We start from the raw sequence: 12,032 nt of genomic DNA on the forward strand, positions 1-12,032 counted from the left end.
GCGTTGCCAGGAACACGTCAGGCTCGTCAACAATGGTCCGGACCAGGAATCGGTTTGATCATGCACTGAGCCGCAAGCTCACCCATGGACGCACTGTCACCACAGAAGGCTTCACCGACCTCTTGCGCCGCCCACAACTCCTCTGCCAGATTCTGTCCCGCCAGAAATGGCATGCACGTGACAGGAGATACCCGCCTCCCCAGCGTGCGCTGCGGCTGCATACCTATGCGGCCTCGTCCTCATCAAGGACGCTCATCCCCACACAATGGAGACGAACGTGCGAATATCCAGACTCGTCCCCGCGCTCGCGGCCACCGCCCTCGCCGTCCTGGGGCTCGCCCCCACCGCTGCGGCCCAGAGCGCGACGCGCGCGGAAACGCCCGCCGTTGCTTCCACCAATGGACCGCAGCCGATCATCGGCGGCGGCTACGCGAGCAACGCGCCCTGGGCGGCCAGGCTCTTCTCCAACGGCCGGCAGACCTGCAGCGCCACGATCATCGCCCCCACCTGGATCCTCACCGCGAAGCACTGCGTCAGCGGCGGCGGCCTGTCCTTCCGCATCGGCAGCCTCGACCAGACGTCCGGCGGCACCACGGCCAACGGCATCAGCGTCACCAGCCACCCGTCGTCCGACCTGTCCCTGGTCCGCCTGGACCGCTCCGTCCCGGGCACCTACGCGCGCCTCGGCTCCCCCGGCTCGGTGTCGGTGGGCCAGACCGTCCAGGTGTACGGCTGGGGCGCGACGTCCCAGTGCGGGCAGGAGATCAACTGTCAGTCCCGGCTCCTGAAGGTCGCCAACGTCGTCGTGACCGGCGGCTGCCGCGACGCCTACCAGGGCCAGGCCATCTGTGCCCGGCGCGGCGACGGCATCACCGCGGGCGGCGACTCGGGCGGCCCGATGATGGCGAACGGCGCGCAGGTCGGCGTCGCCTCCACCAGTGACCGCCAGACCACGACCGCGTACACGAACGTGACGGCGTACCGCTCCTGGATCCAGAGCGTCGCCGGCGTCTGAGTCACGCCGCTCGCCCCGCTCGTCCTCACCCGCCATTGCGGACGAGTGGCACAAATCCCCGGCCGACTCTTGATCGGCCGGGGATTTCCCTGTTACCTCTCGGCCATGACCGGTTATTCCACGGACGCCACCGACTGGCGCATCCTCGATGTCCTCCAGCGGGAGGGCCGCGCCAGCTACGCGGAGCTGGCGCGCGCCGTCTCGATGTCCGCGAGCGCCGTCACGGAGCGGGTGCGGCGCCTTGAAGAGGCCGGCGTCATACAGGGATACGCGGCCGTCGTCGACCCGGAGCGGCTCGGTCTGCCCATCCTCGCGTTCGTGCGCCTGCGCTACCCCAACGGCAACTACAAGCCGTTCCACGACCTGGTCGACGCGACCCCGGAGATCCTGGAGGCGCACCACGTCACGGGCGACGACTGCTTCGTCATCAAGGTCGCCGCGCGCTCGATGCAGCACCTGGAAGAGGTGTCGGGCAGGATCGGCGCGCTGGGTTCGGTGACGACGAGCGTCGTCTACTCCTCTCCGCTGCCGCGCAGGCCACTGGGGCGCTGACTCTCCGGCCTCCTCGGCGTGACGCCCGGCGGGCGGGTCAGGAGCGGGCCCGTTGGCGTACCGCCGAACCGGCTCGGCCCTTCACCACCTCCAGCTGCGCGTGCACCCGTCGCCGCAGGTCCGCGACGTGGCTGACGATGCCGACGCTGCGGTCCCTCTCACGCAGGGAATCGAGGACGTCGAGGACCTCGTCGAGGGTCTGGTCGTCGAGGCTGCCGAAGCCCTCGTCGATGAAGAGCGTGTCGAGCCGGACGCCGCCCGCCTCGTCGGTGACGACGTCCGCGAGGCCGAGCGCGAGGGCGAGGGAGGCGAAGAACGTCTCGCCGCCGGAGAGGGTCGCGGTGTCGCGCTCGCGGCCCGTCCAGGCGTCGACCACATGGAGCCCGAGGCCCGAACGGCCGCGCCCGGTGCGGTCGTCGGAGTGCACGAGGGTGTAACGGCCGGACGACATGCGGTGCAGCCGGACGGTCGCGGCCGCGGCCACTTGTTCGAGACGGGCCGCGAGCACGTACGACTCGAGGCGCATCCGGCGTTCGTTGTCGGCCGACGTGCCCGCGGCGAGGCCGGCCATGCGGGCCACCCGGTCGTACGCGGCGCGCAGCGGCGCGAGCCTGCGCGTGGCCGCTGCCGTGCGGGCGGAGAGCCGGTCGAGTTCGGCGCAGCGCCGGGCGGCGGCGTCGCGTGCGGAGGCCGCGGCGCGGAGGCGTCGGGCGGCGGCCTCAGCGGCCTCCCCGGCGGCCCGGAGGTCGGCGGGCGGCTGCTGGGCGGCGGCGGCCGTGTCCGGTTCGGCGAGGACGGAGCGCACGGCGGCGTCGTCGTTCCGCCAGGCGTCGATGCGGTGCTGGATGTCGCGGTACGCGGCGTCGTCGAGGAGCGCTGCCGCGGCGGCCGTCGGCGTGTCGAACCCAGCGCGGAAGGCCGCGTCGGCGAGTCGCGCGTCGGCGGTCTTGAGGCGTTCGGCGGTGTCGTCGGCGGCGCGGACGGCGTCGGCGGCCTCGGTGAGCAGCGCGGCCTGCCGCTCCAGCTGGGCGGCGCGGTCGGCGACGCTGCCGGCGGCTCCCCGCGCGCGGGTCAACTCGGCCGTGAGGGACTGCTGTTCGCGTTCCAGGGCGTCGCGCAGGGTCGCCCTGGACGCGGCTCGCCGGGCGGCCTCCTGCTGCTGTGCGAGCCTGCGGTCGTACTCGCGCTCGGCCCGCGCCAGGGTCTCGCGGGCGGCGTGCAACCCCGAAGCCTCGTTCCTGGCCTCGGTGTACTCGCGGCGCAACGTGTCCACGGAGGCGGCGAGTTCGGCGGAGGTCGGGTCTTCGCCCGGGTGCTCGCCCTGCGCGGTCTCCCGCGGGTTCGTCGCCGAGCCGCCCCGCGCGGCGGCCTTCGCCGCGGCCAGGGACTCCCTGACGTCCCCGAGGGCGCGTTCCGCGGCCGACCGGGATTCGTCCGCGCGGCGATGGGCGGCGAGCGCCGCCTCCTCGGCCTGCCGGTCCACGTGTCCGGCGACCTTCCGCGCGGGGGCGGGGTGTTCCGTGGCTCCGCACACCGCGCACGGTTCGCCGTCGCTGAGGTGGGCGGCGAGTTCGGCGGCGATGCCGGTGAGGCGCTGCTCCTTGAGGGCGAGCCAGTGTTCGTGGGCCTCGGTGGCGGACTCGCGGGCGGCGAGGGCGCGTTCCTGTGCCTCGGCCGCGTCCCGGGCGAGCCGGTCTCGGCGGCGGGCCGCGTCCAGGCGGGCCTCGGCGGGCGCGAGCAGGCCGCCCAGACGTTCGGCGCGGGTCGCGGCCTCCTGGGCGGACTCGATGCGTTCCTGCAGCGTCGCCCGAGTCGTCTCCCAGCCGTCGAGCCAGCCCGAAGCCTCCCGGAGGAGTTCGTCGTCCGCGCGTTCCTGACGGTCCAGTGCGGTGCGCTCGGCGGTGATCTCGGCCGTACGCCCCTCGGCGCGGCGGGCCGATGCCAGGCCGCCCAGTTCCTCGGCGGCCGTGCGCGCGGCGGCGGCGAGGCCCGTCGCGCCGGACGACGCGAACGTCTCGGGCAGCCGGCCACGCGCGCGTGCCTCGGCTTCCGCGGCGCGGCGGTGTTCGGCGTCGGCGGTGTCGCGCAGGCCGAGCGCGGGTGCGACCTGCTCGGCCTTGCGGGCCCGTTCGAGGCGCTCTTCGAGGCCGCGCTGTTCGTCCACGCGCGCGTGGAGCTGCTCGGCGCGTGTCTGTGCCTCGGCGAACCGGCGCTGCAGCCGGTCGAGTTCGCGTACGTCGGCGAGTCGGCGCTCCGCGCCCGCCTGCGCGGATTCGGCGGCGGCGAGCGCGCTGTGGGCGACGGCGAGGCGTTCCCTGGCGCCCGCTCGGGCGACGGCCGCCCAGGTGAGGACGGCGTCCGCGAGGCCCGGGTCGCCGGGCGCGAGGTCGGGCAGGGGCAGTTCGGCCTCCTGGCCGCTCTCGCTCGCGGCCTGCTGCATGCGGTGCGCGTCGGCGAGGAGGGCGGTGTCGCCCTCCTTGACCTCGGCCTCGGTGGTGCGCCGCTGCTCGGCGAGCCGCTGTTCCACGGCGGCGAACCTGCGCGTGTCGAAGAGACGGCCGAGCAGTTTGCCGCGGGCCTCGGCGTCGGCGCGCAGGAAGCGGGCGAAGTCTCCCTGGGGCAGCAGCACGACCTGGCAGAACTGTTCCTTGCTCATGCCGAGGAGCTGGACGATCTCCTCGCCGATCTCCTGGTGGGACCGGCTGAGGGCCTTCCATCCGCCGTCCGTGCCCTCCCCGGGGTCGTACTCGCGCAGCCAGCTCTGCGCCTTCTCCGTGGTGGTGCCCGTGCCGCGCTTCTTGGGGCGCTCCCACGGGGGCTGCCGGGTGACCTCCAGGCGGCGGTCGGCGACGGTCAGTTCGAGGCACACCTCCGTGCGCGTGCCCTGTTGCGCGTGGTCGCTGCGCAGCGTCATGCCCTGGCCGCCGCTCTGCTGCCGGGCGCCCGGCACCGAGCCGTACAGCGCGTAGCACACCGCGTCCAGGACCGAGGTCTTGCCGGCGCCGGTCGGGCCGTGCAGGAGGAAGAGACCCGCGGCGCTGAGGTCGTCGAAGTCGATGTCCTGCGTCGTCCCGAACGGGCCGAAGGCGGTGATGCGGAGGCGGTGGAGTCTCATGGAGCGACCTCGCGCAGCGTGGCGTCGGTGCGGACCGCGTCGAACGCCGAACGCAGCACTTCCTGTTCCTGCTCGTCGGGCCCGGCGCCGCGCACATGGACCACGAAGTCCTCGGCGATCTGCTGGTCGCTGCGGCCCTGGAGCCTCTGGGCGTAGGAGACGTCCGGGTCGTCCGGGGCCCGGTCGGGGGCGAAGACGAGGCTGAGCGTGTGCGGAAAGCGCTCGCAGAGCCTGGCCATCGGGTCGTCGGGGCGGACCGCGTCGGTGAGGGTGGCCTCGACCCACGCGTCCTCGTGGCGGGCGAGGTCCGGGTCGTCGAGCAGGTCGTCGAGGGTGCCCCGGATGCGGGCGAGCGCGCGCGGCACCGGGCAGTCGACGCGCTCGGCCCCGATGTGCCCGTCGGGCCCGAGGTCGACGAGCCACATGCTCTTGCGGTGGTCGGCCTCGGAGAACGAGTACGGCAGGGGCGACCCCGAGTAGCGCACGCGCTCGCCGAGGGTCTGGCTGCCGTGCAGGTGGCCCAGGGCTGCGTAGTCCACGCCGTCGAAGACTCCCGCGGGTACGGCCGCCACTCCGCCGACGGTGATGTCCCGCTCGCTGTCGCTGGCCTGGCCGCCGCTGACGAAGGCGTGGGCGAGGACGACGGAGCGGGTGCCGGGCGCGCGTGCCGCGAGGTCGGCCCGCACCCGCTCCATGGCGGCGCCGATGACCGCCTCGTGCCCGGCCTTGTCCACCGCGAACTCGTCCTTCACCAGCGCCGGTTCGAGGTAGGGCAGGCCGTAGAACGCCACGTCTCCGTGGGAGTCGGCGAGGATCACCGGCTCGGCGCAGGCGGCCGGGTCGGTGCGCAGATGGATGCCCGCGCGGTCGATGAGGCCCGCGCCGACCCCGAGGCGGCGCGCCGAGTCGTGGTTCCCGGAGATCATGACCGTCGGCACGCCGAGGTCGGCGAGCCGGTGCAGGGCATCGTCGAAGAGCTCGACGGCCGCGAGCGGGGGCACCGCCCTGTCGTACACGTCCCCGGCCACCACGACGGCGTCCACGTCGCGCTCGCGCACGGTCGCCAACAGGTGCCCGATGAACGCGGCCTGGGCGTCGAGCATGTTCACGCGGTGGAACGAGCGGCCCAGATGCCAGTCGGACGTGTGCAGCAGCCTCATGATTCCCGAGACTATCGGGCGGGTCGGACATCACGGGCGGCCACTCCCGCATCACGGGCGACCACGGCCGCATCACGGGCGACCCCTGCGGCAACTCCGCCGTGCATCCGGGGGTCAGGCATCCCCGTACGCCTCTCCCCCGAGCTCCAGCACGGCGCTGCCCGCGGTGGCGTCCGCGAGCCAGCCGCGGAAGGCGTCCACGTCGGCGTCGGGCAGCCCGATCTCGATCGTGACGGCGTCGCCGTAGCGGACGTCGCGCACCTCGCGGCCCGCCGACCGCAGATCGTTCTGGACCTTGCCCGCGCGCTGGTGGTCGACCGTGACCGTGGCGAGCCGGAAGCGGCGGCGGGTGACGGTGCCGAGGGCGTCGAGCGCCTCGCCGACCGATCCTCCGTAGGCGCGGATGAGTCCACCGGCGCCGAGCTTGACCCCTCCGTAGTAGCGGGTCACGACGGCGGCGACGTAGCGCATGTCGCGGCGCATCAGCATCTGCAGCATGGGGACGCCCGCGGTCCCGCCGGGCTCGCCGTCGTCGCTCGCCTTCTGTACGGAGGCGTCGGCCCCGATGACGTACGCGAAGCAGTTGTGGCTGGCGGTCGGGTGCTCCTTGCGGATGCGCGCGACGAATTCCTGGGCCTCCCGCTCGGTGGCCGCGGGTGCCAGGGCGCACAGGAAGCGCGAGCGGTTGATCTCGGTCTCGTGCACGCCCTCGCGGGCCACTGTGCGGTACTCGTCCTGCATCACGCCAGCGTATGCGCTCGCCGGGAGCCCGCCGCACCGGGAGGGCGGCCGGGTGGCGTAGGCCACAGACCGCACTCGCGTGCGGGTCACCCGGTACCGTGATCCCCCGTGACGTCACCTTCGATACCCGCGCGCCAAGTCCCGGATCCGGCGGGTCCCTTGGCCACTCTGCTCGCCGGCGTGCCCGTCGCCGTGGTCGAGACCCATGACGACCCGGCCGACGCCGTCCTCTTCCCGGAGGAGGAGACCGTGGTCGCGAACGCGGTGGACAAGCGGCGCAAGGAGTTCACCACCGTGCGGCACTGCGCCCGCACCGCGCTGGCCCGCATCGGCGTGCCGGCCGCGCCGATCCTGCCGGGACACCGCGGCGCCCCCGGCTGGCCGGAGGGGGTCGTCGGCAGCATGACGCACTGCGCCGGGTACCGCGCGGCGGTCGTGGCGCGCGCGGGCGAGGTGACGTCCGTCGGCATCGACGCCGAGCCGGGCGAGCCGCTGCGCGACCCCGACGTCCTGAACCTGGTCGCCGACGAGACGGAGCGTGCCGTGCTGGCCTCGCTCGGCTCGCGGCACCCGGCCACTCCGTGGGACAGGCTGCTGTTCAGCGCGAAGGAGTCCGTCTACAAGACGTGGTTTCCGCTGACCGGGCGCTGGCTCGGCTTCGAGGACGCGCGGGTGGAGCTCGCCCCGGACGGCACGTTCACCGCACGGCTGCTGGTCGAGGGGCCCGTGGTGGCGGGCGTCGAGCTGAAGGGGTTCACCGGGCGGTGGACCGTGCGGGACGGGATCGCCGCCACGGCCATCGTGCTGCGCTGAGGTCCGGAGAATCGTGTTGCGCCGACGTCCGGCGAATCGTGCTGCGCTGACGTCCGGCGACCGGATCAGATGACCTCCGGCGACCGTCCCTCGTCGCGGTCCCTGTACGTGGGCCGGCCCGCCAGCCACGTGCCGAGCACGCGCGCGTGGCGGATCTCCATCAGGTCGGCCGCGCGCGGGTCGGCGGAGAGCAGGACCAGGTCGGCGGGGGCGCCCGGGGCCAGGGCGAGGCGGTCGTCGGCGCCCGCCTGGTGGGCGACGCCGGACGTGGCGGCCGTCAGCGCCTGGTCGACGGTGAGCCGCTGGTGCGGAAGCCAGCCTCCGGCGGGCTCGCCCGTGAACGTACGCCTGGTGACGGCGACTTGGATGCCCTCCAGCGGTATGTGCGAGCTGACCGGCCAGTCGCTGCCGAAGGAGATCCGTACGCCGCGCCGCGCCAGCTCCCCCATCGGGTACTGCAGCGCGGCCCGCTCCGCGCCGATGCGCGGGATGGACAGCTCGGTCTGGAGCGGGTCCGGCTGCGCCCACAGGGGCTCGAAGTTGGCTATGACGCCGAGCTCGGCGAAGCGCGGCAGGTCGGCGGGGTCGACGATCTGGACGTGGGTGATCACCGGGCGCCGGTCCCAGGCCGGGTTGGCGGCGATCGCGGACTCGACGGCGTCCAGCGCCGCGCGTACCCCGGCGTCCCCGATGGCGTGGATGTGCGTCTGGAAGCCGTCGGCGTCGAAGGCCCGCACGGCCTCGGCGAGGGCGCTCGGCTCCCACACCGGCATGCCGCAGCTGTGCGGGGCGTCCAGGTAGGGGGCGAGCATGGCGGCGGTGCCGCCCTCGACGACGCCGTCGCTGAAGTACTTCACCGTCCGCGCGGTCAGCAGTTCCCCGCCCTCGGCCGCCACGCGCGTGCGGGTCGCCGCGAACGGTGCGCGCTGCGCGCGCCAGCGGTCGGGGTCGGCGCGCTGGGCCAGGTCGACGCGGAGGGCGAGGGCCCCGCGCCGGACGGCGGCGAGGTAGGCGTCGGCCATCTCCGGTTCCACCCAGGCGTCCTGGACCCAGGTGATGCCCGCGCGCGCGTACGCGTGCCCGGCGCGCCGGATCGCCTCCACGAGCTCGTCCTCGTCCCGCGCGGGCACCTGGTCGAGCACGAGGTCGCAGGCGTGCCATTCGCGCAGGGTGCCGAGCGGGGTGCCGTCCGGGCGGCGCACGATCCAGCCGAGCCGCGGCTCCGGAGTCGCCTCCGTGACCCCTGCCCTGCGCAGCGCCTCCGTGTTGCACCACACGGTGTGGTAGTCGTGGGCTCGCAGGACGACGGGCCGGTCGGACACCGCGGCGTCCAGCCAGCGGGCGTCGAACTCGCCGTCGGGCGCGAGCGCCGGGTCGTAGGAGGCGCCGACGATCCACTGCGCCTCCGGGTGCCGCCGCGCCCACCGGCCGACCTCGGCGACGATCGCGTCGACGGAGTCCAGCTCCTTGATCTGCGGCCCGAAACTCTCCAGGCCGCCGAAGAGCGGGTGGGCGTGCCCGTCTCCGAAGGCCGCCATCAGCAGTCCGTCGCCCATGTCGACGACTTCGTCGGCCGTGCGGGCGAGGGCGCGGGCCTCGTCGCCGAGCGCGAGGACGCGGCCGTCGCGGACGGCGAGGGCGGAGGCGGTGGTGGCGGCTGTGGTGTCGCCTCCGGTGCGGACCGCGCCGAGGAAGACGAGAGTCGCTTCCGTCATGATGTGGCTGTCTCCTTGGGCTCGTTCAGTCGCGTTCAGGCGCGTTCAGGCGCGTTCCGCGTCCACCGTCGTCAGCCGCTCGTACGCCGCCGGCGTCCGCCGCCTCAGCCGCAGCGCCACCCCCGCCCCCACCACGAACATCACCGGCAGCGGAGCGATCAGCGCCACGTTGACGCTTCTGGACGCCCCGGTGAGCAGGTCGAGGTCGGCGCAGACGAGGACGATCATGACGGCGAGCCCCGCGCAGGCCAGCAGCGGCGCGGCGACCACGCGCCAGGGCGGCACGCCGCGCCGGTCGCGGCGGAAGAACCCGTACACCGCGAGCGCCGCGAGTGCCTGGAGCAGCATCACGCCGAGGATGCCGGTGCCGCTGCTCCACAAGAAGGTGACCGTGTACGGATCGGCTCCGCCGAGCACCGTCACGACGATGACGGCGAGCGCGACGGCCGACTGCGTGAGCACCGCGACGGCGGGCGCCCGCGTCTTCGGCGACACCGTGCCGAGCCGGGCGGGCAGCAGACCTTCCCTGCCCAGGGCGTAGAAGTAGCGGGCGGCGCCGTTGTGGAAGGCCAGCGTGGCGGCGAAGGCGCTGGTGATGATCAGCACGTGCATGGAGTCCGCGGCCCAGGCACCGGCGAACCGTTCGGTGGCGGAGAACACCATGTCGGCGCCGCCGTCCCCGGAGGCGACGGACCGGGCGCGGTCGGATCCGTACGCGTTGATGATCATCCAGACGGTGAAGGTGTAGAAGAGGGCGAGGAACGCCACCGCCACGTAGGTGGCACGGGGCACCGTCCGCTCGGGCCGCCGCGCCTCCTCCGCGTAGATCGCCGTCGCCTCGAAGCCGATGAACGCGCCTATGGTCAGGACGAACATGCCGCCGACGCCCGGCTCCCCGAGGCCGGCGGGCGAGAGCGTGCCGTAGTCGAGTCCCCGCGGGCCCCCGCCGTGCGCGAGAACGCCCGCTTCGAAGACGAGGAGCACGAGGACTTCCAGGACGAGCGCGACACCGAGGATCTTGGCGCTGAGCGTGACCCGGAGGTAGCCGAGCACGCCGATGGCGACGAGACCCGCCGTCGCCCAGATCCACCAGGCCACGCGGACACCGGTGAGGTCCTCGAAACCGGATTCGGTGAACCAGCCGAAGGCGGCGAGCAGTCCGACCTCGATGGCGTTGTAGGCGACGAGGGCGACGTACGCGGACCCGGCTCCCATCGGCCGCCCGAGCCCCCGTCCGATGTACGCGTAGAACGCGCCGGCGTTGCGCACGAACCGGCTCATGGCCGTGAACCCGGCGGCGAAGACGACGAGGAGCAGTCCGGAGAGGAGGTAGCCGAGCGGCGCCGCGTCGCCCGCCATGCCGATGGCGATGGGGGCCACGCCCGCCATCACGGTGAGCGGGGCGGCGGCCGCCACGACGAAGAACACGAGGTCGCCGGTGCCGATGGCGCCGCCGCTGAGGCGGTCGGCGCCGCCGGGCGCGGAGGAGACGGGTCTGGAGGAGGTGGGTGCGGTCACGCGCGTACTCCCAAAACGAAACCCTTCGGTCCAGGGCTGCCAGGACCGTACTGTGCGGGGGAATCATCTGGGAAGAGGGCACCGGGTGAGGCAGTGGTGGGGCAGGTCAGCGGCCCCCGTCGGCCCCGCTCTCGCGCTCCGCGAGCGTCGTCCAGAACATCTCCTCGTAGTGCGCGATGAGCCGGCCGAACCGCAGATGGGCCGTCGTGACACGGTCCCGGTCGATGCCCGCCCGTACCGCGGCGAGTGCCTGCCGGTCGAGGTCCGGGGCGGGCTCCGCGAACAGGTCGAAGAACCCGCACGCCTCGTCGTCGAAGCCGTAGTGGTCGCGCAGTCCGCGGGCGACCGTGGCGCAGGACTGGCCCCAGGCTGCGAAGTTGGCGGTGAGCGCGAGGACGACGTCGGCGGGTTCGCCGTTCAGGGCGAGCCAGGCGACGTACGCCGGGTACGCCTGACAGCCGGGGTGCGGTTCGTACGTCGCCGCCTCGGACCTGCTCACCCCGCACGCTTCGAACAGCGGGTCGAGCCGCTCCCTCGCGAGGCTCTCCCCGTCGGCGAGGGTCTCGAAGAAGGCGGCCGATTCCAGGTCCTTCGACTCGGCGGCCCGCCGGGCCAGATGCTGGAACGAATGCCGGTCCGAGGGGATCACGTGCCGCTGCTCCAGCGCCAGCAGCGCGATGGTCCGCAGCTCCGCCCGGCCGTCGGCGACGCGCGGCACGACCGGGTTCCTGTCCGGGTCGGGGGCGAGGCGGGCAGCCGTGGTCCGCAGGAGTTCTTGTGCCGTCGGAGTCATCACGCTCACCTTCCGCTGGGCGGGAACTTCTCGGTCCGACTGCTAGTTTCTACTCTGCTGTAGAAACTGGCGGGGACCCGGACCTGCGCGCAGCGTACCGGGGACTTGTCCAACACCCCTGATACATCGATACGTTTATGGAGTTTCCCCATGGCTCTGTGGGACCGCGTCAAGGAATCCGCATCGACGATGCAGACCCAGCTGATGGCGAAGAAGAACGACCTGAAGAGCGGAGCCTTCCGCGACGCGAGCATGGCGATGTGCGCACTGGTGGCGGCGGCCGACGGCACCGTCGACCCGTCCGAGCGCCAGCGTGTCGCGCAGTTGATCGGCACGAACGAAGTGCTGCAGAACTTCCCCGCGGACGACCTGCGCCGCCGCTTCGACGAGTACGTGGACAAGCTGACCGCCGACTTCGCGTTCGGCAAGGTGAGCGTGCTCCAGGAGGTCGCCAAGGCGAAGAAGAAGCCGGCCGAGGCCCGCGCGGTGATCCAGATCGGCATCGTCATCGGCGGCGCCGACGGCGACTTCGACAAGGACGAGCAGGCCGTCGTGCGCGAGGCGTGCTTCGCGCTGGAGCTGCCGCCGCACGAGTTCGACCTCTAGTCGT

General features: G+C 73.3%; 10 protein-coding genes. 4 read left to right on the top strand and 6 right to left on the bottom strand.

The window, feature by feature from the left end:
- Positions 1–277 precede the first annotated feature (277 nt).
- Together DEJ49_RS01845 and DEJ49_RS01850 are read left to right on the top strand one after the other, a co-directional pair.
- Positions 278–1,015, top strand: a complete 738-nt coding sequence (locus DEJ49_RS01845; RefSeq protein ID WP_150182050.1) for a S1 family peptidase — start codon at positions 278–280, stop codon at positions 1,013–1,015.
- Between the two features lie 105 nt (positions 1,016–1,120).
- Entirely contained in the window at positions 1,121–1,567 is a 447-nt protein-coding gene (locus DEJ49_RS01850; protein ID WP_150164229.1) for an Lrp/AsnC family transcriptional regulator, read from the top strand.
- A gap of 37 nt (positions 1,568–1,604) precedes the next feature.
- Here DEJ49_RS01850 and DEJ49_RS01855 read toward each other — a convergent pair whose 3' ends face one another.
- The 3 genes from DEJ49_RS01855 to DEJ49_RS01865 form a co-directional block, all read right to left on the bottom strand.
- Positions 1,605–4,682 carry an AAA family ATPase gene (locus tag DEJ49_RS01855; protein ID WP_150182051.1) on the bottom strand — a complete coding sequence of 1,026 codons (3,078 nt, stop codon included), beginning with the start codon at positions 4,680–4,682 and terminating at the stop codon, positions 1,605–1,607.
- The gene (locus tag DEJ49_RS01860; protein ID WP_150182052.1) at positions 4,679–5,842 is read right to left on the bottom strand and encodes an exonuclease SbcCD subunit D; all 1,164 of its coding nucleotides are present in this window, start codon (positions 5,840–5,842) and stop codon (positions 4,679–4,681) included. Before DEJ49_RS01860 ends, DEJ49_RS01855 begins: the two co-directional genes overlap by 4 nt.
- Positions 5,843–5,956: 114 nt before the next feature.
- Positions 5,957–6,583 carry a YigZ family protein gene (locus tag DEJ49_RS01865; RefSeq protein WP_150182053.1) on the bottom strand — a complete coding sequence of 209 codons (627 nt, stop codon included), beginning with the start codon at positions 6,581–6,583 and terminating at the stop codon, positions 5,957–5,959.
- Between the two features lie 159 nt (positions 6,584–6,742).
- On the opposite strand from DEJ49_RS01865, the gene DEJ49_RS01870 reads away from it, so the two are divergent.
- Positions 6,743–7,396 (top strand): 4'-phosphopantetheinyl transferase, encoded by a 654-nt coding sequence (locus DEJ49_RS01870; protein ID WP_150187986.1) that lies wholly within the window; start codon positions 6,743–6,745, stop codon positions 7,394–7,396.
- Positions 7,397–7,461: 65 nt separating this feature from the next.
- Here DEJ49_RS01870 and DEJ49_RS01875 read toward each other — a convergent pair whose 3' ends face one another.
- The 3 genes from DEJ49_RS01875 to DEJ49_RS01885 form a co-directional block, all read right to left on the bottom strand.
- A complete protein-coding gene (locus DEJ49_RS01875) occupies positions 7,462–9,111 on the bottom strand; it encodes an amidohydrolase (RefSeq protein ID WP_150182054.1) in 1,650 nt (549 codons plus the stop codon).
- Between the two features lie 45 nt (positions 9,112–9,156).
- The gene (locus DEJ49_RS01880; protein WP_150182055.1) at positions 9,157–10,629 is read right to left on the bottom strand and encodes an APC family permease; all 1,473 of its coding nucleotides are present in this window, start codon (positions 10,627–10,629) and stop codon (positions 9,157–9,159) included.
- A gap of 106 nt (positions 10,630–10,735) precedes the next feature.
- On the bottom strand, positions 10,736–11,422 hold the full coding sequence (locus tag DEJ49_RS01885) for a transcriptional regulator (protein ID WP_150182056.1): 687 nt from the start codon (positions 11,420–11,422) through the stop codon (positions 10,736–10,738).
- Positions 11,423–11,572: 150 nt separating this feature from the next.
- Between DEJ49_RS01885 and DEJ49_RS01890 the strand changes: the two genes are divergently transcribed.
- The gene (locus DEJ49_RS01890; RefSeq protein ID WP_150182057.1) at positions 11,573–12,028 is read left to right on the top strand and encodes a tellurite resistance TerB family protein; all 456 of its coding nucleotides are present in this window, start codon (positions 11,573–11,575) and stop codon (positions 12,026–12,028) included.
- Positions 12,029–12,032: the final 4 nt, after the last annotated feature.

This window comes from Streptomyces venezuelae, assembly GCF_008642335.1.
GTDB classification, from domain to species: Bacteria; Actinomycetota; Actinomycetes; order Streptomycetales; family Streptomycetaceae; genus Streptomyces; species Streptomyces venezuelae_F.

Coding starts and splice junctions, on each gene's coding strand:
- DEJ49_RS01865 (WP_150182053.1), bottom strand. CDS start 6,583: ATGCAGGACGAGTACCGCACAGTGGCCCGCGAGGGCGTGCACGAGACC.
- DEJ49_RS01885 (WP_150182056.1), bottom strand. CDS start 11,422: ATGACTCCGACGGCACAAGAACTCCTGCGGACCACGGCTGCCCGCCTC.
- DEJ49_RS01875 (WP_150182054.1), bottom strand. CDS start 9,111: ATGACGGAAGCGACTCTCGTCTTCCTCGGCGCGGTCCGCACCGGAGGC.
- DEJ49_RS01890 (WP_150182057.1), top strand. CDS start 11,573: ATGGCTCTGTGGGACCGCGTCAAGGAATCCGCATCGACGATGCAGACC.
- DEJ49_RS01855 (WP_150182051.1), bottom strand. CDS start 4,682: ATGAGACTCCACCGCCTCCGCATCACCGCCTTCGGCCCGTTCGGGACG.
- DEJ49_RS01860 (WP_150182052.1), bottom strand. CDS start 5,842: ATGAGGCTGCTGCACACGTCCGACTGGCATCTGGGCCGCTCGTTCCAC.
- DEJ49_RS01850 (WP_150164229.1), top strand. CDS start 1,121: ATGACCGGTTATTCCACGGACGCCACCGACTGGCGCATCCTCGATGTC.